Origin of the sequence: Nostoc sp. FACHB-888 (assembly GCF_014696655.1) — a bacterium.
Lineage (GTDB): Bacteria > Cyanobacteriota > Cyanobacteriia > Cyanobacteriales > Nostocaceae > Nostoc.
On record NZ_JACJQM010000030.1, the window covers coordinates 15,684 to 36,331 of the forward strand.

Consider the following 20,648-nt stretch of genomic DNA (forward strand, 5'->3'; position numbering starts at 1 on the left):
ATGGGGCAGATAAAGAGATCCAAGATTTGTTGATCTACTAAAAGATTAGGTAAAAGATGTTATCACAGAGTCAGCGAACTCAGTGAAATCTCAATACCCAAGAAAAAAGTCAAAAACTAGAATTAATTTATACAGTTAATACTTGCGGAGGAATCAGGGAATGTTCCAAATAGGAACGTCTACATCAGGAGGTAAATAGACATTTATGAGTATAGTTCTGATTGTGGAAGACAGTATCGCGCAAAGGGAGATGATTACAGACCTCCTGAAAGCAACTGGTTTAACGGTAACCCATGCCAGTGACGGATTAGAAGCATTGGAGGCAATTCAAGTAGCACCTCCCGATTTAGTGGTGTTGGATATTGTCATGCCTCGGATGAACGGCTACGAAGTTTGTCGGCGGTTAAAATCCGATCCAAAAACCCAAAATGTCCCTGTAGTTATGTGTTCTTCCAAAGGCGAAGAATTTGATCGCTATTGGGGCATGAAGCAGGGTGCAGATGCCTACATAGCCAAACCATTTCAACCAACTGAGTTGGTAGGAACAGTCAAACAACTGCTGCGAGGATAAGGATAAAAGTAATATGGTCAGCAAACCGGACTTTTTAAGTGGCAGTGGTCAAGACCATTTTCGACCAGAATTACAAGTAGAAAGTCCTGAAGGTGAGTTACATTTGAGGTTTTACATTCCCTCGCATCAGGAGTTTGCACTACAAGCAACTGGCATTCGGGAGGTAATTGAACTAAGTCCTGATAGAATCACCCCGATTCCTAATGCTTCTCCTTTACTTTTGGGTACTCTAAATTTACGAGGTCGAGTTATTTGGGTGGCTGATTTGGGTCAATTTCTGGGGGAAGCAAGTGCATTAAACACGGATAAAGCTGAAATTCCGGTGATTGCCATTGAAGAGCAAGACACAATAGTGGGTTTAGCAGTAGAGGAAATCGGTGGTATGCACTGGTTAGATGTCCAGAATCTCATGCCACCAACCAGTGTTCCAGATACTATGGCTCCCTTTTTACGTGGAGAGTGGTTATTAGGTGCTAAAAACAACCAGTGTCTACGGCTGCTCGATCAAATGGCAATTTTACGAAGTGCTAGGTGGGCAGGATGAAATTGGAGGAGGAAATGGCAATAAGTATTGATAATTTCGAGCCAACATATCAACAGGCGATGACCGCCTATGTTCAAAGGAATTATGAGGTTGCCGCCACTTTAGTTGATCAAGTGGTGCAAAATTTACCAAAAGACCCCAATACCCATTTGTTAAGGGGTCACATCTACTATGTTTTGCAGCAGTACGATGTAGCAAAAGAAGAATATCAACAGGTATTAGGCTTGACTAACGATCAAGAAATTATTGGTTTTGCCAATAATGGAATTGAGAATATCAATCAATATTTACAGTCATTCAGTGGAGAGATTGATACATCAGGTAGTCAAGAGCAAATAAATTCCCCAGAGATATCTGATGCACTGGCATATAGCGAACAAGAATTAGGAGATTTGGAGGTTAATGAGGAGTTTGACAGCAAGAATCTTGATTTGAACTTTTTTGGAGAGCATCAAGAAACTGGGAATGGCATTGAAGAGCTATCTTCAAATAGTCCATTTGATATACCTACAGAAGATAGTATTGGAACAGGGCAAATATCAGATTTTTCTACAGCTTTTGGTGACGATCCTTTTGCCTTCAATGAAGAATCACAGGAACAAGAGTCTAGTAGCAACACTTGGGAGGTGAAAACAGAGTTAGAGTTGCCCGCTTTCTGGCAAGAAGATGTATCAGAAGAGAACCATGAAGAATCACTAGTAAATAGTCATTTTTCAGATAATGGGATAAATTCTGATCACGGGAATTCAGATATTGACAATAATAACTTTTCATCTTCTAATTCAAAAACTGGTAACAAAGAGAATAATTTCCCTGATTTGTCGAGTGAGCCAAAATTTCCAGAACTTAGTATTGACAAATTAGAATATACAAAATCTAGTTTGGGAGACGAAACTTTACTTATTGTTGACGAAGAACTTAGAAATAGTTCCTCAACAAGCAACCACAGTCAATATGATTTGCCTGAGACCGAAGCGCATAATTGGTTAAAGCCAAACACTTTTGAAGTAGGAGAAGCTTTTGCTCCAGATTTATCTGATGATTCTTCATCTTTTAGCAGCAATTTACCTTTAAAAGAAAAGCAGTTAAAATCAGGTGAACTCATTGGTAAAAATAGCTTTGATGACGATGATAATTTTGATATGGAAGCATTTGAGTCTGCCTTTGGCTCAGAGGGTTTAAGCTCTTATGAAGACTCAAACAATATACTGAATGGAGAAAATTCTAAGAGCAATATAGAATTTTTAGATGACTTTGAGGAATTTGATGATTTAGGCAGCATTCCAGGGTTTGACCTACTCGAAGGAGATTCTAACTTCGGTGATCTAGCAATGCATTCTGCTCCATCAGAAACCAGTGGCAGTGGACGCTCTCAAGTCGTGGAAGCTTCTGCAAGTAATGCAGCCGATCGCGATGAGGAACTATTCTCAATGACTGGTTCCCATGAAGAAGTTCCAGTTTTTAGCCAAACAGATGTCTCGAAGCTAGAACCCAACGTCAGCGTCGAGCAAGGATGGTTAGCACCATTAGAGAATGCCTCCATAGAAAGAAAACAATGGTTAATTGCTGGCAGTGTAGGCATTGTCTCGGCGCTGGTTGTAGCCACAGTTAGCTTTGTGGCTACCACATTTTCGCCACCCCAACAACGAGAATCAGTACGAAACACAGGTTGGGCAATGTCCCTCGCCGCTGGGATTGCAGGTTTTGCTACCGCAGGCTTTATGGGGAATCTTGCACTCAAACAAATTCGGCGTACAACCAACGATCTGCAAGCTCAGTTTGAGGCTGTACGTCAAGGAAATTTGAATGCTCAAGCCACGGTGTATTCTGAAGATGAGTTGGGGCATTTAGCCACTGGCTTTAATGAAATGGCACGGGTAATTTTCACGACTACAAGTGAAGCCCAACGAAAAGCCGATGAACAAGAGGAAGCCAAAGAAAACCTGCAACGTCAGGTAATTCGCCTTTTAGATGATGTGGAAGGAGCTGCTAGAGGCGATTTAACAGTCCAAGCTGAAGTTACAGCCGACGTATTGGGAGCCGTAGCTGATGCCTTTAACCTGACAATTCAAAACCTGCGGGATATTGTGCAACAGGTAAAAGTGGCAGCGAAGGATGTAACAAAAGGTGCAACCAACTCCGAAACCTTTGCGAGAGCCTTATCTAGTGATGCTTTGCGCCAAGCAGAAGAGTTGGCAGTGACGCTGAATTCTGTACAGGTAATGACTGACTCGATTCAGCGGGTAGCCGAGGCGGCGCGGGAAGCTGAAACCGTTGCCCGTGATGCTAGTACGATCGCCTTGAAAGGTGGTGAAGCAGTAGAAAATACTGTGGCAGGGATTTTGGAAATTCGAGAAACTGTTGCCGAAACCACTCGCAAAGTGAAGCGACTGGCGGAATCTTCCCAAGAAATTTCTAAAATTGTGGCGTTGATTTCCCAGATTGCTTCTAGAACAAACTTACTGGCACTCAATGCTAGTATTGAGGCGGCAAGGGCGGGAGAAGCTGGACGCGGGTTTGCGATCGTTGCAGACGAAGTGCGCCAGTTAGCTGACAAATCTGCTAAATCTCTCAAGGAAATTGAACAAATTGTGATGCAAATCCAAAGCGAAACAGGCTCTGTAATGACCGCGATGGAAGAAGGCACACAACAAGTAATTAAAGGGACAAAATTGGCAGAAGAAGCCAAGCGATCGCTCGAAAACATTATTCAAGTGGCGAATCGTATCGATATTCTTGTGCGCTCGATTACTACCGACACTGTGGAACAAACTGAAACCTCCCGCGCCGTCGCTCACGTAATGCAATCAGTAGAACTCACTGCACAAGAAACTTCCCAGGAAGCACAACGAGTTTCAGGTGCCCTACAACACTTAGCAGGTGTATCCCGTGACTTGATCGCCTCCGTTGAACGTTTCCGAGTGGAAACTATGGAAACCAGATAAATTGTCATTTGTCCTTTGTCTTTTGTTATTTGCTAATGACCAATGACCAATGACCAATGACCAATGACCAATGACTAATGACTAAAAAACTATGCTGCCGGAACAACAACAGCGGATTTTGGGTTACTTTATCGAAGAAGCCAGGGATCACCTGAATACCATTGAGCAGGGGTTGCTGAATTTAGAGGGTACCCTCAACGACCCGGAAATGATCAGTGAGGTTTTCCGGGCGGCTCACTCCATCAAAGGAGGAGCGGCGATGCTTGGATTGACTAGCATCCAGCATACCTCCCACCGTCTGGAAGATTGTTTCAAAGTTCTCAAAGATCATCCGGTTCAGATTGACCAAAAGTTAGAGTCTTTGTTTCTTGGTGTATCTGATACCCTAAAAGCGCTGTTAGAGCATTTGAGTGGGCCTTATGGTCTTTCCGAAGATGCAGCTAATACTTTGATGTCAGAAACTGAGCCAGTCTTTCAATGGTTGTATCAGCATCTAGAACTGCTTGTAGAACAAGGGAAAGGTGGAGTAGCTAGCACAACAGAACTACACACAACCTCTGTAGAGAATGTCTCCGCACTTACAGAACTTTTTCTACGCCAAGATGTTCCTAGTTTGCCAGAAGATACCCATCAGCAATCTCCAGAAATATCCTTCTCAGTAACACCTCAAGAGGTACGAGCGGTAGCTACCGCTAAAGAAAATCATAATTGGGGCGAGTTTCAAGCCCAGGTGTTACAAAGACTGCGGGAAATGTTGCAACTGTTTAAGCAAACCACAACACCCTCAACTCGGCAAAATCTTCAACAATGCTGTTACCAGTTAGTCAAACTTGGTGAGACTTGGAATTTGTCCAATTGGTGTGGTTTGTGTCAAGCAGCAGCCAGTGCGATCGGCAATCCTGAAAATACCTATCTCACGTTAGCTAAAATTGTCATTACCGAAATCAAGCAAGCTCAAGAATTAATCCTGCAAGGTAGAGAAGCCGAAATTGCAATTAGTCAACAACTAGAAGCACTTTTGAGCTTTGCAGAAATTGAGTTATTAGAAGTTATCCCTGATTTGTTTAACGAACAGTCTGCGGCTTTGACAGAATCATCAACTGCGTTAGAGCCAATTATATTTGGTAACACCGAGCCGTTAGTGATAACTAACTTAGCCCAGACAACTGAAGAATTTAATCTAGACGAAGATACTAGCGTTCGCCCTTATCTTCAACAAGGGACACCACTAAACCACACTAGTCTTATCACCACACATGACGAAGTACATCCAGTCAGTAGTAATCTTGATCCTAATGGGCCAGAGGTAGGAATAGCTGAGTTAAATACCCTTGCCGATTTATTTGAAGGTGATACTCCCGAACTAGATGAAAGCTGGCATCAAGAAGAAACCTTAGATACTGTTGCCACCGAAAACTTTGGGATTGATTTCAGTAGCACTGATGCTGAAGATGCTCATAGTGATTTATCCGATTTTCTATCTTTTGATGAAGACACAAGCAATGAGCAACATCTAACAAATACAGCCATGACAGAAGATTTATCCCTGTTATTTGGCGACAATTTCATAGAAAAAGAAAATTCAGAACCGCAAACTCAACAAACATCTGCGACGACTTTACAGTTGAGCGATTTTAGCGTACTTGATATAAATTTAGACTCTTCTGCTGCCGAAAATTTACCAGAATTTATTGATATTCCTAGTAATATAAGCCAGCCTCCTGGGGAAACTGCCCAAAATAGTGTCAACAAAAACAATGTAGTTGAAGATTTATTGACACTGGAACTAGATGATGATGTCGAAGAACTATTACCTACAGGCGAAATAACTCAACAAGAAACTGAGGCGTTCGCCAGAGTGGAGCTATCTACTAACCAACAAAATAGTTTTGATAACTTATTCTTAGAAACTAGAAATGCAAATTGGGTAGAAGAAATTACCCCTAGTGACTACATAGAATTACCCCAGCAAACAAGCTTGTCTTTGGATAACCTGTTTGCTGAAATGGAAGAACAGACACTATTGCCTACAAGTGAACCAGAACTTGGTGATTTATTTGGTACATTTCCAGCAACAACACCTGAGTTTTCTGATTCAGAAAATGATCTAAGCAACTTCTGGAACCAGGAAGCCACAGAGGAACAGGACGAATTCGATTCCTTAATTGAGCAAAATGTGGAAAAAGCGTTAGAGGAAAGTTTGTTTGCTGCGGCTGATGACATTTTTGCCAATAGTCAGCAGCCAATACCTTCTCCTGTAGCCAGTTTTGACATAGAAGATGATTTTGATATCAATTTTCAGCAGCAAGAGCAGCTAGGCTTAATATTCTCATCAGATTCGGGAGATGATTTATTTGATGAGTTAGATACGAACTCAACTATTTCACCTGAAATCAGCGATCGCATACAGCCCTCCCCGCCTGAAACGCTTTTGTTCGCGCAGCATCTAGGGGAAGAAATTCTCAAGCGATCGCAACAACCAGAAGCTTTAGATTTTATTCCAGAATTTACTAATCAGCCCCCAGAGATATCTGCTGTTGATCTGGAACTTGATTTGCTCGGCTCTTTCGATGAAAATCCGCAACTGCTGTTTGAAGATGTCGCTACAGACTCCACCTATATTCAGATGGGAAGCACAGATAATACTGTAGATGAACCATCGGCTATAGAAAATTCTTTAGATTCAGCATTGCCTCAAGCACACCCAGATGATTTGTTTGGCTCTTTCGATGAAAATCCGCAACTTCTGTTTGAGGATGTAGCTACAGACTCCACTTATATTCAGATGGAAACCACAGATAATACTGTGGATGAACCATCGACTACAAAAAATTATCTAGATATCAGTTCTGAGGAAACTCCAGATTCAGCATTGCCTCAAGCACAGCCAGATGATTTGTTTGGCTCTTTCAATGAAAATCCGCAACTGCTGTTTGAGATCACTACAGACTCCACTTATATTCAGATGGAAACCACAGATAATACTGTGGATGAACCATCGACTACAGAAACTTCTTTAGATATCAGTTCTAGGGAAACTTTAGATTCAGCCCAGACAAGCACAGAAGTTTTAAATATTGAGCCGAACAATAACTTAGACACTGCCTTTGATCTCCCAGAAAAGACAGATGTAGAAGTTACAGAGCTTGGTTTGGCAGATGATTTATTGTTTACAGAAACTGCTCTATTAGAATCAGAAAACCAGAAAGAATTAAGAGAAAGCGCGATAACAATTGATTTGCAAGATGTTAATGATTTCACACAAACGGTTATTCAAGAAGGTGTAGAAACCGAATTGTGGGATCTAGCAGAGACAGAGACATCTGAACCTGTATTAGTGTCAGAGAGTGAAAACGCTATTGTTACCTCAACTGAAGAATTGGTAACGAGAGAAACCGTTGAAGTAGTTGCTCCAGAAGATGACTTTGCAGACTTGGAAGCATTACTAGGAGAGGAAGTAGCACTTAGCCCCAAAGCTACCTCAATACCAGAAGTAGATTTTGCTGCCCTGGAGGAATTGCTAGGTACAAATGATAACGAAAGCGATGAGCTACGCCAACAGCAGCCCTTCAACACTCAACCAGTCTTAGCGACAAATACCGTTCCATCACCAGCTATAGATGAATTTGGCGACTTAGAGAAGTTGCTCGCAGAAGCGGATCAAACAATATCTCATTCACCAGTAGCAAAATCGAACACCAGCAAAGCTCCACGTTCCTCTACTCGTAGAGCTGCGAGATTTGAAGAAACGATGAAGGTTCCAGTTAAGCAACTGGATGATATGAGTAATTTAGTTGGGGAGTTGGTGGTAAATCGCAATACCTTAGAGCAGGATCATGAACGGCTGCGGCAGTCGTTAGATAACTTGCTGATTCAGGTACAACAACTCTCCGATGTAGGCGCAAGAATGCAGGAGTTGTACGAGCGATCGCTCCTAGAAGCCTCTCTGTTAGCTGGACGCAAAAAGAAAGACTCCGGCTTCCAAGGCTCTAATTCCAATGCTGATCGGGGTTTTAACGAGTTAGAAATGGATCATTTTACTCCCTTTCATACACTCTCACAGCAGATGATTGAACGCATTGTGCGAGTGCGTGAGTCGGCAAGTGACATTGATTTTGTTACCGAAGAAACCGAGCGAGTAGCAAGGCAGTTCCGCCAAGTAACCACCCAGCTACAAGAGGGATTAACAAGAGCACGAATGGTGCCTTTTGCTCAAACTATTGATCGCTGGCGGCGAGGAGTGCGCGACAACGCCATCAAGTGTGGCAAACAAGTAGAGTTGGTGATCGAAGGTGGCGATACCTTAATTGACAAGATGATTTTGGATCATCTGACCGATCCGTTAACTCATATGCTAAATAATGCGATCGCTCACGGTATTGAAACGCCAGAAGAACGACAAGCTGCTGGTAAACCACCTGTAGGAATCATTACTATCCGTGCGTTCCACCAAGGCAACCAAACAATCATTTCTGTAGGCGATGATGGCGCAGGTATCGACTCAGCAAAGGTTAAGGCTAAGGCAGTGAAGATTGGCATGATTACAGAAGCGCAGGCAAAAGCCATGTCTCGCCTGGAAGTTTACGATCTGCTGTTCCAGTCTGGTTTTACAATCAAAGACCAAGCAGATGAAATTTCTGGTCGTGGTGTGGGTATGGACGTAGTACGCTCCGAGATTAGCGAAATTCGGGGGACAGTGAATACCGATTCTGCGATCGGCAAGGGAACCACCTTCACTATCCGTCTGCCATTGACTCTGAGTATTTGTAAAGCTCTCTGCTGTGTCTCTGATCGAGCTAGGATTGCTTTCCCGATGGACGGTGTAGAAGATACGCTGGATATACCAGTCAAAAATATTCAGCACGATGCCAATGGGGAATCATTTATTTCCTGGCGCGATACAGTGTTGCCATTTCGACCCCTGAAGGAACTTTTAACCTTCAATCGCCAAATCAGTCGCGGTAATGTCTATGGCGGCACTAGAGATGATGATATGGTTTCTGTTGTCGTGGTGCGATCGGCAAATACTTTGATTGCTCTACAGATTGACCTAGTGTTGAGCGAACAAGAAATTGTAATTAAGCAATTTGAAGGACCAGCGCCTAAACCCATTGGTGTAGCTGGTGCTACAGTCCTGGGCGATGGTCGGATTATGCCTATTGCTGACGTACTAGAAATAATTGACATCTTCCAAGGACGGATTTCTACGCGAACTGGTGGCAATTCTTGGCAACAGAAAGGGATTCCTGTAGACACCTCTCCTACGAAGATTGACCCGACAGTGCTGATCGTCGATGACTCGATTACAGTCCGAGAGTTGCTTTCTCTAACCTTTAATAAGGCAGGTTATCGTGTAGAACAGGCGCGTGACGGACAGGAAGCTTGGGATAAACTGCGCTCCGGTCTGCCTTGCGATATCGTATTTTGCGACATCGAAATGCCTCGTTGCGATGGCCTGGAATTACTCTCTCGCATTCAGAAAGACTCTAACCTCAACCACTTACCCATAGCGATGCTTACCTCACGGGGTGCAGACAAGCACAGACAAATAGCAGCTCAACTCGGTGCTAGTGGTTACTTCACTAAGCCCTATCTCGAAGAAGCTCTCCTCGAAGCTGCGGCGCGGATGTTGAAAGGGGAAAAACTTGTTAGCAGTACGAGTAATGTTTAGTAAATAAGAAACCTTGATAGTAAACCTATTAAGGTTTCTTATTTAAACCAGATAAAAATTAAAATGTAACAATCGCTATAGCGCTCAGGGTACTAGGGTTGTTAAATTATCTGGCGATCGCTCACGGCTACATTTCACACAAATTGTTTGAGGGACTTTATGAGCGTGATTTTCAACTGATTACAAAGCTCAAGAAAAAATTGGTATAGATTTAGCTAAAGTATCCAAAAACAAAAATGCAGATATCAACCCATCAATGGCTACTTGCAGATATTAAAAAATATACTTGATTCTGCCAAAAATTACGATATAATTCCTACATGGTTTTGCAAATTCTGCCCTAAGTTTTTGGGTTAGTCCCCAAGATGAAGATGGGCGATATTTCTTGTCACTCAGTAAGGCTGTTAATGTCAGGTTAATGCTTGCATCTGGCTTCAAAACAAGTTTGTACAATCAAAAAATACCTGAGAATATATATCTGCTGGCAGTAGCGGAAACTTAAAAGTGGAGAAAATTGGGAACGAGGTGATTTTGACAGTGGTTCTGTAGTATTTTTGGTGCAAGTCTGTCTTAGGGTTCATACAATGAAACAGCTCTTCAAACAAGTATTTAGCAGTCAAAAACACCTCATCCGGCTAATTCTCCCTTTGGTGACGATTATTTTAGCAGGCTCGCTGTTTGCCACACCTGCTTTTGCCACAGGTGTGAATCAAATACCCAACCTCACAGCAGGGAATAACACCTGGGTTTTAGATCAAGGTGAAGTTATCAGCCGTCTGAATGAAGGTAAGATTAACACCGCTTTCGAGGATTTGGCCAAGCAAACAGGTAAGGAAGTTAGAATTGTTACTGTTCGCCGCCTCGACTACGGAGAAACACCGGAAAGCTTCACCAAAGAACTGTTTGAAAAATGGTTTCCTACAAAAGAAGCCCAAGCTAATGAAACTTTATTGGTTATTGATACCGTTACCAACGGTACTGCGATTGTTAGTGGTGATCAAGTAAAACCTTTACTCACTGACTCTATTGCTGAAAGTGTAGCTACTGAAACAGTAAGTGTGCCGTTACGCAATGGTAACAAATACAATCAGGCATTTATAGATGCAAGCGATCGCCTTGTGGCTGTCCTCTCTGGCAAACCCGATCCAGGGCCACCCCAAATCGCTGACAATGTGCAGGTAGAAGGCACGTTCAAGAAAGCAGAAGAAACCAACCAAGGTAACGCTACAGCTTGGGTAGTAGGATTGTTAATTGCCGCCACCGTTATCCCAATGGCGACTTACTATATCTATCAGATAAATCAGCCATCATCTGATGGGTAATGGAAGAGTTAGGAGTTAGGATTTTCTAACTCTTAACTCCTCACTCCTAACTTTAATCTTGAACATACTCTTGCTCTTTGACTAAAGCTACCTCAGCCCGAACAAATTCTCGACCCAAATAAGCTGCATGATTTAATTGAGTTACAGGAGAAGGCTGAGTTTCCTCAAATATTTTCACGCAAAGTTCTTTCGCCGTCCTTCCACTAAAAAGCGTCGTGTGAATTCGTTCTACCTTTCCTCGTGCTGGAATTACCTTTCCTGTTTCAGGATCGACAGCTAAACCGCGATTGTCAATCACATTTGTGAAATGCTTGGCATAAATTAAACCTGCGTCTCGATCCAAGTAAATAATGAAATATCCACCGGGGTCAAGGTCAATATGACGCTGGGAAAGTTTATCATCAATTGCAGCTAAATCTTCAACTACTAAATCCATAAGCATTATAAAAAGAAATTTTCTTTCTTGAGGGTTTTTACACTATATATCCAGTGTAATTCGTCGTTCATCCTCTGCCTTGGCATTTTTCAAGAATCTCGGTTACTAAATGGCAAGTCTGCATTAATTGCCTCAATTTCCTGCTGTTCGAGTTGATTCACTTCTTTAATATAGGGACGTAAAATTTGTCCTAAACGATTATTGTAAAAGCGGTGCAAACTGTGATTGGGCACAGCAGGGAACCCGCGCCGTTTTTTGTGGCGTCCACCCGCGCCAGGGTCAAAATTTTGGATATTGTTAGCGATCGCCCACTCAATCGGCGCATAATAGCAAGCATCAAAATGTAAGCAATCTATTTCTTGAAAACTTCCCCAATAGCGTCCATAGAGTTTGTCACCTTTAAACAAACAAAATGACATTCCTAAAGGATGAGAGTTATCTTGCTCGCTATATGCAGCAAAAAACAAAACTCGATGGCGATAATCGGTGTATAGCTGCTCAAAAAACCGCCGAGTGAGATACTTGCTACCCCACCAGCCAAACTTATCACAGGTGTCGGCATAGAATTGGTGCATTAAAGGAAATGAAGAGTAGGGAATTTCATCACCACTTAGCGGTTGCAATCGTAAACCTGCTTTTTCCACAGCTTTGCGTTCCCGCTTGATATTGCGACGCTGATTGGCGTTAAACACTTTTAAGTAGTCATCAAAAGTTTTAAAACCAGCATTTTCCCAGATGTAGCTGTGGTGCAGCCAAGTTGTAAAGCCATGCCGTTCCAGCATCGGACGCCATTGGGGATCGACATAGAGAAAATGACACCCAGAAATTCTATTTTTGGAGCAAAAGGTATCAATTTCATACACCATCATCGCTGTTATTTCATCCTCATCTTCTCCTGGGGCAATTAAGAAGCGATAACCTTCAGCTGGGGTAAATGGTGACATTCCCAGCAATTTTGGGTAATATTGGACTCCGATGCGATCGGCTAACTCTGCCCATTGGTGATCGAAAACAAATTCACCAGAACTATGTCCTTTGAGATAAAGCGGCGCAGCGGCAATCAGCGTTCTATCTCGCCACAATGTCAAGTGATTTGGCAACCAACCAGTTTTAGCCGTAGCACTCTGGGAGGTTTCGATATTGTTCAGCCACTCCCATTCTAAAAATGGCGTTTTGAGTGGTATTGCCAAAGCATTCCAGGCATTTTGGGGTACTTCAGCAATTTTGTTCGTCCAAACGACAGAATAGCGAGGCTTAAGTTGTTCCACAATTATCTGGGTTTTTTTAGGGGAGTGGGGAGTGGGGAGTGGGGGGAAGAGGAGCAGGGGGAAGGAGGGAAGGGGGAGAATAAAAAATTAGCTCTTTCTCCTCTGCTCCCTGCTCCCTGCCCCTCTGCCTCTTCCCCATGCCCAATCCTCAATAACTTTACTTAGGGTAATCTAATCTGCTGGTCGTTGCAGGCGATAGTGCAAAAACACTTCTTGCTCAACTGCATTAACTTCTAGAAGTTGCAGCTTGGGAGCTAAATCGGGTAAAAACCCTTTCCCTTCTACGGGTGTGGGTGCGGTATTACCACCTAAAATCAGTGGACAGACAGTTAGCCATAATTCATCAATTAAATCTAATTCCAACAAGGAAGCGACTAATTCACCTCCACCTAAGATCACCAAGCGTGTTATATGTAGAGTGGCTAGATGCTTTAAAGCTGCGGGGATGTCAATTTCTCGCTTTGGTGTTTCAAAAACCAAAATCTGCTCAAATTCTGGAGGGCACTCCTGTGCTTCCGTTCCCACAGTTGAGGTAAGCGTCTGTAAGCGTCCGTTCCATGAAAGCGCTCCCGCTGTTGTCGTGAGTAGCCAGCGTCTAACTGGTTGCTTGAAAAAGTTGATTTCCGGATTGAGGTTTGCAGAGTGTGTAGTCACTATATGAACTGGCTGCCGAGGCTTCCCTGCTTGTGCCCGAAGTTCCATTAGGATTGGATCTGATACAGTAAGTGTTGTTCCATAGGCCCGGAGAGTACCAGCACCGAATAAAACCGCATCAGAGGCCGCAATTTGCTTTTCTAAGTGTGCTTTATCAACCCCTGAGCCAAACCGAGCAGGCGATCGCCTAAAATCTGCTATTTTTCCATCTGCACTCATTGCTAAAACAACTGTAGTATGAGGACGATGTTGCAACATTAAATTGATTGATTTGATAGGTTGAATATTTTCTTTGCTAGTGTGTAGATTTTCAAAAAAATCCATGCCTGCAAGCTACTATTTTACAATTTCACTCCTGTATTTATATGCAACACAAATTGTTTCTACATCAAGCATATATGAATTTTGGTATCCCACGTTTCTTTTTGAATTATAGCAATTTGTTATTTTTAAACATTGAAAATAAAATTTTGGTAATTTAATAAAATGTCTCATCTAGCTCGTCTAATTACATATCTTTGCTGTTGTGGTTTGCAGATGCAAAGTGAGACACTCGATGACTAATTCCCGCCAATCTTCCTTTCGTCGAATTTTAGTAACGAGAATACTGCTTCTGTTCGTCCCAGTCCTACTTATAGGTGAGATTGTTGCCTTGAATAAGGCACGTTCTAGCATATTGGGAACTGCACGTCAAAATTTAACGGAAAGCGCTATCAGTAAGGGGCAAAGAATTGGAGATGCGATCGCTCTTTTAAGAGCTACTTTGCTAAGTGTAAGTAAAACAACGGTGATTCCGTCGGAATTGCCTATACAAGAGCAAGAAATTCTCACGCACTTAAAGCAACAACTTCCAGCTAGTATTGAGTGCATCCAATTAACAAATTTATTAAGCCAAAAAATAATTGCTAGTAGCTGTGGGGATCAAGCAATTGCAGAATTGACATTACCTTTACCTAGCGACGGAATTGATGTCAAAGCAATCTTCCCGCCAAAGACAGGAATGACTGGAAAAATAAATGCACAAAATCAACTGCAAGTAGTGTTATCTGCACCAGTCTCTGATAGCCAAAAAAATTTAGTTTACAGTTTAAGTATTCAGTCTGCATTGTATCAACAAATCAGAAATCCGCCGGGATCGCTTACAGGCGCTATGGTAGTGATTGCTGAAGATGGAACGGTTTTGGCTCACCCATTCACAGACTGGGTAGGAACTAATATTAATCAGCACCCAAATGCTTCGCAACTCAAGAGCATAATAAAAAATGCCATTGCAGGACAAAAGAGTTCGATAAATTTCTCTTTTACACAAGGTAACGAATTAGTAGCTGGCTATACGGCTATTGCAAATCCACTTACCCAACAGCAGCAAAAATGGATAGTCTTAGCTGTTACTAGTGTCGATAATGCACTTTTTGGTTTAGAGGAAATCAAACTAATCCTTATCGTTTTAACAGTTGGTTTGATTGGTGCAAGTTTGTTAGCATCCCTATACCTAGCTCCTTACTTGGCACGCCCTGTAGAAGAATTGCGAGACTATGCTCTCAATATTCACTCTCACCACGCCGCACAACCAGTTCCGCACAATTTTCAAATCCGGGAATTTAATCAACTGGCCCAAGCATTAGACCAAATGGTAGAACGGCTCAAAGCTGGGGCAGAAGAACTAGAAATAGCTTGGAAAGAAGCAAAAAGCGCTAACCAGATTAAAAGCCAGTTTTTGGCTACGACTTCTCATGAATTGAGAAACCCATTACATACTATTATTAACTGTATTCGCCTGGTTGAAGATGGCTTATGTGATAGCCGGGAAGAAGAAATGGAGTTTCTCAAACGTGCCGATGAAACAACAATTCACTTGCTAAGTATTATTAATGATTTACTCGACATTTCTAAAATTGAAGCAGGTAAGCTTTCAGTAGTCATGGCACCTCTTGACCTCCGACAAATATTGTTAGAGGTGATTAATTTACAATCAGTTAATGTTCAACAAAAGGGCTTGCAATTGAAATGCGAGTTAGATCCCCAAGTGATACCAATTAAGGCGGATGCACCAAAATTGAGGCAGGTGCTGATTAATGTTATCGGCAATGCTACTAAGTTCACTGATACAGGAAGCATCACCATCGCTACAGAAATTCAATCTAGTAATGGTAAATCTCAGGTGGTGGTCGCTGTCAAGGATACAGGTATAGGCATTGATCCCACTCAACAACACAAACTATTTCGCCCCTTTGTAATGGTGAATGGCACAACCACGCGCCAGTTTGAAGGTACTGGACTGGGACTAGCAATTTCACGAAACTTAATCGAACTCATGGGAGGCAGTATTACTCTTGAGAGTGCGGGGCTTCATCAAGGTACGACACTGAAGATTACCTTACCCTTGATTGATATCTCGCTGTTAGCTGTTCCCAAGAAAGAAGGAAATGTAGGGGATCTAGGATTTTCCTCTGGGAATGACGGGGCAAAAGCAAGCCATTACCCTAGCCTACAGGAGTCTGGGAAAAATCCTTCTTTGGGGATCAACAAATCTGTAAAAGCAGGTGGAGACAAAGAGAAGTCCTCGAAATTCCAGGTGTTACTGGGGAACGAAACTTACGAGATTAGTCTTTCGCCGCAGCAAACTCTCTTGGTAAGTCTTCCAAAAGTAGAAGTTTATGCAAATGGGACTTCTCAAAGGTAATCTTTGCTAGACTCTAATTCAAAAAAAGAAATTTGGATTTTCCAGAAGATTAAAGTTGAGAGCGCTTGTCAATAAAAACAGGTTGGCCGCCTTGCTGAAGAGATAGTGTTAGAGCAGCAAGAATTTCTACTAACTGTGTGCCTACCCAACCAGATGAAATCTCTGAGGGAGTATTGTTGAGAACAGAGACAACAAAGCAGGAGCAAACTCGCCCCAATGGTTCCCCTAGCTCTAATTCCAGCACCTCCTGCCTTTGATTTACCGGAATAAATTGATTGCCCTGCTGTTCAAACTCCCCATGTAGCAGGATTAGAGGTGATGATTGCGACATTTCATCAAAAATTAAACTACCAAGGCTACCCACAATCCCTAATCGTCGCTGCTTATCAGGATTCAGCCAGCACAAGTGAATATAAGCTTGAAAGCCATCTGGGTATGTCAGTGTTACCCATACTAAGTCAGCCAAACCTTCAGGCAGAGGAGAATTTGTATCTTTCTTGCCCTCTGCTCCTCTGCTCCCCTGCTCCCCTGCTTCCTGTAGCCACACTGTACCCGTAGCTTGTACTTTCACAGGAATCTGTCCCAGCCAAGCGTTAAAGATAGCAATATCGTGAATAGCTAAGTCCCACAGCGCATCAACATCTTGCCGGACAGGCCCCAAATGGGTGCGCGTCGCGTAGCCATAGCGTAAATCTCCTAATTTACCCGCTTGTACTACAGTTTTTCCTTGCTCAACTGCTGGGTGAAATAAATAAGTATGGTCAACCATTAGTATTAAATGATTTTGCTCTGCTAAGTAGCAAAGTTCTCGACATTCTCCTGCGTCGAGAGTTAAGGGTTTTTCAGCTAAAACATGGTATCCCTGTTGGAGAGCGTCTTTAATTAAAGCATAGTGGGTGGTAGCTGGAGTTGCGATCGCTACCCCTGTTAACCCTGAAACTTTCTTTAGATCCTCCCACTGGGTTGTTAAGACTACATTATCATCTAAATTAAACTGCTGTTTTATCGCCGCTAATCGTTCTGGATGGGGGTCTATTACAGCAACTACATCTACTTGGGGATGTGCTAAGAAATTCCGCAGCAGATGCACCCCCCAACGCCCAACTCCGATGACAGCAATTTTAATTTGGTTTGTCATTAGTTATTTGTTATTAGTCATTAGTATGCAAGGGGCTTGGGACAAATGGCCACTGACAATCAATTGAATTATCAGTTTATCAGCCGTGTTTTTTCTTTAGGGGTTTTCCGGGTTAGGAATTGCTAAAAAGGCTACCTTAGCTGCGGCTTGTTCAGCAGTTTTAATCGAGCGCCCCTTACCAACTCCAAGCTTGTTTCCGTGCAGCCACACTTCAGCTACGAAACGTTCTTGATTGCGGTGCGGTTGATTTACTTCCACAACTCTATATTCTGGTAAAACTTTAAATTGTGCCTGAGTCCATTCTTGGAGAGCAGCTTTGTAATTAAGTCTGGCGGGATCGAGGCGAATTTCTGTCGTTAGTTCTTGGAAGTGGGGATCTAGCCAAGAGCGGATCAGTTCCAGATTTTGAGTGCTTAAGTAAAGCGCACCTAAAACTGCTTCAAAAGCATCTGCCAGTCGTGACTCTTGACCAACTTTATCAGCAGTAGCACTGCCAGCAACTAGTAAGTATAATTCCAAACCATAAACTCTGGCTAATTGGGCGAGGATGCGATCGCTAACTAATACCGAACGAATTGCCGCAAAATCCCCTACTGGACAATCGGGATAATTTTCCCATAACACAACAGCCGACACCAGCCGCACCACTGCATCGCCAACAAACTCCAGTTGTTCATAATTTGCCGAATCAGAGACAGTCGGATGAGTTAGCGCTAAATCCAGCAGTTCCCACTTTATAGGTGCTTCTAGCGACAAACCTAATTTTTGGACTAAACTTTCGAGTTGCCGTTGACGGCGTGGATAGGCAAGGGGCATTGAGGGCAGGGGGCAGGGGGCAGGGGGAGCAGGGGAGGCAGGGGAGGCAGGGGAGGCAGGGGAGGCAGGGGGAAAATACTTACTTCTGACTCCTAACTCTTGTACAGACGCGATGAATCGCGTCTCTTGTAAATCAGCACTCAGCACTAAAAAAGGGGGGAGAGAGCAGGACATAAGCCGGGTTCTGTTCTCTTGCGAGGGCAGTTATCTATCTGGGACGTTTGTTACCAAACGCCTCTAGCGGCTCTCATTGAGCGGAACTGGTAAAAGACCAACCGTAGTTCCTATCGCCTTGCTCCCAACCGGGGTTTACCGAGCCAGCACCTCTCGATACTGCTGGTGCGCTCTTACCGCACCTTTGCACCCTTACCAGGATCAATTAAAAATTACTCATTTTACATTTTTAATTTTTAATTTTTAATTGTCCTGGCGGTATCTTTCTGTGGCACTATCCTCACGATCGCTCGCACTGGACGTTATCCAGCAAGTTTGGTCTTTCGGGAGTCCGGACTTTCCTCAAACCAGTAACTATGACTGATCTGCAACCGCCTGCGCCTACTCTCTCCTTAGATCCAGTGTAATCTTTGGTTGACGTAGTATGTTGACATGGCATTACTTTTTTTTATTCCAAGGTAGAGCGTAAGTCCAAGGTAGTTTCCTGACTGTGAAAGGACAATTGATAATGCTAATGGGAGGAAAATCACGACCTGGGGCTAGACCTAAACGCACCTCAGATATCCGTAGCACCAGTTGCAGGGAAAAGTCCAATTGCTTTCTTCTGTTAATAAAGTCGTTGTACAATTTTTTTTGCCCTTTTTGCAGCCCGTTGATATCAATTAAAGGTTTTTTTGCTGAATAGGTTCCAGCTACTTGATCGCGCTGGAAAACATCTTCTGCTGTCACCGTTTCAGAAAGTGTTTTCTTGGGGGCAATCAGGCTAGGACTTTGGGGCACAGCTAAGTCGCGGGTTAAGTCTGGTGATTTCCGAATTACGCGGCGCGATTGCTTGCTATGTTCAACTACTAAAGAACTGTTGTCCCAGTCAACGTATACAGCAATATTTTCAGATTTATTTTCAATACTAATCGATAAATCTTTCAAATCGTCAATTGGGTATGAGGATTTGAGTCTAAAGGAAATCCCAATTTTATCGTCGAGATTGTTTTCTTTGAGTTGCTCGTCAACGATTCCTTTTTTAAACTCAAACTTAATTTGATCATCGATGGATTCAATCATGCGGTTAAAAACGTATGAAACACCGATAATATAAATCGTTAAAACTACTAAATTCTGGTCGCTACTCCTCATAACTTATAATATTAACTCCCGATGTTAATGAATATATATTTGACTTATGATCCATCTAAGATTTTTAATTACGCTTGATTGTTACAGAATTTTGCAGCCAGCCTCGCCGCCAAAAAAACAATAGCAATCCAACTGCGATCGCTCCCATAACTGCCAAGCAAAGTGGGTAGCCCCAATACCAATTCAACTCAGGCATATTATATGGCGATTTTTCAGTATTGAAATTCATACCATAGATTCCGGCCACAAAAGTCAATGGAATAAATATTGATGAAATTACCGTTAGCACCTTCATAATTTCATTCATTTTGTTGCTCACTGCCGAAAGATACACATCCATTAATCCAGATGCTAGTTCTCGATAAGTTTCCACCATATCCATTACTTGCACTGTATGGTCATAACAATCTCGCAAGTAAATTATTACCTCTTCACCAATCAGTTCGCTGCCATCTCGAATTAAAGAATTAATTGCATCTCGCTGGGGCCAGATAGCACGACGTAATTGCAGTAATTCTCGCCGAATTTGATAAATATTTTGTAGTGTTTGCGGAGTAGGTTTAACTATTACTTCCTGCTCTAACTCTTCGATTCGCTCTCCATAAAGCTCTAGTACTGGGAAAAAGCCATCAATAATCGCATCTAACACGGCGTATGCTAAATAATCGGCTCCCTGTTTGCGAATGATCCCTTTGTTTTTTTCAATTCGCGATCGCACTCCTTCAAAACAATCATGTTCTGGTTCCTCTTGGACTGTCAGCAAATAATTTTTACCTAATATCAAACTCACTTGCTCATTGTAAAAACCACATGTTCTTTCCTTTGGTACTACCATGCGGGAAATAAATAGCAATTGGTCTTCATAATCCTCTGTTTTGGGACGCTCCGGTACATTGACTACATCTTCTAAAACTAAAGGATGTAACTTAAAAACGTTACCCAATCGTTGTAATATGTCTTGACTGCCTAAACCTTGCACGTCTACCCAAGAAATGGATTCCCTATCAAGATATGGAACACACTCCTCTGGGGTTGCTATTTGTTCGCGGATGAAATCGGTTTGGTTATAGTCGATCAAGAAAATTATTGGTGCTGGAGCATCTGCATCAATAAAAATGGTTCCAGGTACAGTCCCTGGTTGGTGATAAAACTCATCTTCGTATGGCCTAGTTGCTATTTTGGGAAAAGGACGCAGTTTTCGGGGCATGAAATATTACCTAATAGTTATTAGTCATTAATTATTAGTCATTGCTCATTGGTAAAAATAGTTGACCAATGAAAACTAACTATTT

Annotated in this window: 13 protein-coding genes and 1 other RNA gene; 6 read left to right on the forward strand and 8 right to left on the reverse strand. The window is 42.5% G+C overall.

What is annotated here, in order from left to right; translation table 11 throughout:
- Positions 1 to 205 precede the first annotated feature (205 nt).
- From H6G26_RS19165 to H6G26_RS19185, 5 genes are all read left to right on the forward strand, one after another.
- Positions 206 to 571, forward strand: coding sequence for a response regulator (locus H6G26_RS19165; RefSeq protein ID WP_190730772.1), 366 nt, complete (start codon positions 206 to 208; stop codon positions 569 to 571).
- Positions 572 to 584: 13 nt separating this feature from the next.
- A complete protein-coding gene (locus H6G26_RS19170; protein ID WP_190730773.1) occupies positions 585 to 1,115 on the forward strand; it encodes a chemotaxis protein CheW in 531 nt (176 codons plus the stop codon).
- A gap of 14 nt (positions 1,116 to 1,129) precedes the next feature.
- Complete coding sequence (locus tag H6G26_RS19175; protein ID WP_190730774.1) at positions 1,130 to 4,060, forward strand: methyl-accepting chemotaxis protein; 2,931 nt, start codon at positions 1,130 to 1,132, stop codon at positions 4,058 to 4,060.
- Between the two features lie 91 nt (positions 4,061 to 4,151).
- Positions 4,152 to 9,731, forward strand: a complete 5,580-nt coding sequence (locus tag H6G26_RS19180) for a response regulator (protein WP_190730775.1) — start codon at positions 4,152 to 4,154, stop codon at positions 9,729 to 9,731.
- Between the two features lie 584 nt (positions 9,732 to 10,315).
- Positions 10,316 to 11,053, forward strand: coding sequence for a TPM domain-containing protein (locus H6G26_RS19185; RefSeq protein WP_190730776.1), 738 nt, complete (start codon positions 10,316 to 10,318; stop codon positions 11,051 to 11,053).
- Between the two features lie 52 nt (positions 11,054 to 11,105).
- Here H6G26_RS19185 and H6G26_RS19190 read toward each other — a convergent pair whose 3' ends face one another.
- The 3 genes from H6G26_RS19190 to H6G26_RS19200 all read right to left on the reverse strand — a co-directional run bounded on the left by H6G26_RS19190 (position 11,106) and on the right by H6G26_RS19200 (position 13,669).
- Positions 11,106 to 11,489, reverse strand: coding sequence for a DUF4346 domain-containing protein (locus H6G26_RS19190; RefSeq protein ID WP_190730777.1), 384 nt, complete (start codon positions 11,487 to 11,489; stop codon positions 11,106 to 11,108).
- Between the two features lie 89 nt (positions 11,490 to 11,578).
- Positions 11,579 to 12,760: a GNAT family N-acetyltransferase gene (locus H6G26_RS19195; RefSeq protein WP_190730825.1), complete on the reverse strand. Its 1,182-nt coding sequence runs from the start codon at positions 12,758 to 12,760 to the stop codon at positions 11,579 to 11,581.
- A 168-nt stretch (positions 12,761 to 12,928) separates the two neighbouring features.
- Positions 12,929 to 13,669, reverse strand: a complete 741-nt coding sequence (locus H6G26_RS19200; protein ID WP_190730826.1) for a RibD family protein — start codon at positions 13,667 to 13,669, stop codon at positions 12,929 to 12,931.
- Between the two features lie 298 nt (positions 13,670 to 13,967).
- Between H6G26_RS19200 and H6G26_RS19205 the strand changes: the two genes are divergently transcribed.
- Positions 13,968 to 16,094, forward strand: coding sequence for an ATP-binding protein (locus tag H6G26_RS19205; protein WP_190730778.1), 2,127 nt, complete (start codon positions 13,968 to 13,970; stop codon positions 16,092 to 16,094).
- A 49-nt stretch (positions 16,095 to 16,143) separates the two neighbouring features.
- Here H6G26_RS19205 and H6G26_RS19210 read toward each other — a convergent pair whose 3' ends face one another.
- From H6G26_RS19210 to corA, 5 genes are all read right to left on the reverse strand, one after another.
- Positions 16,144 to 17,232, reverse strand: a complete 1,089-nt coding sequence (locus H6G26_RS19210; RefSeq protein ID WP_190730779.1) for a Gfo/Idh/MocA family oxidoreductase — start codon at positions 17,230 to 17,232, stop codon at positions 16,144 to 16,146.
- Positions 17,233 to 17,328: 96 nt separating this feature from the next.
- The gene (gene rnc / locus H6G26_RS19215; protein ID WP_190730780.1) at positions 17,329 to 18,048 is read right to left on the reverse strand and encodes a ribonuclease III; all 720 of its coding nucleotides are present in this window, start codon (positions 18,046 to 18,048) and stop codon (positions 17,329 to 17,331) included.
- 157 nt (positions 18,049 to 18,205) lie between these two features.
- Positions 18,206 to 18,611: RNase P RNA component class A (rnpB, locus tag H6G26_RS19220), an RNA gene on the reverse strand.
- Between the two features lie 49 nt (positions 18,612 to 18,660).
- Positions 18,661 to 19,356 (reverse strand): hypothetical protein, encoded by a 696-nt coding sequence (locus H6G26_RS19225; protein ID WP_190730781.1) that lies wholly within the window; start codon positions 19,354 to 19,356, stop codon positions 18,661 to 18,663.
- 64 nt (positions 19,357 to 19,420) lie between these two features.
- Positions 19,421 to 20,563 carry a magnesium/cobalt transporter CorA gene (corA, locus tag H6G26_RS19230; protein WP_190730782.1) on the reverse strand — a complete coding sequence of 381 codons (1,143 nt, stop codon included), beginning with the start codon at positions 20,561 to 20,563 and terminating at the stop codon, positions 19,421 to 19,423.
- Positions 20,564 to 20,648 lie beyond the last annotated feature (85 nt).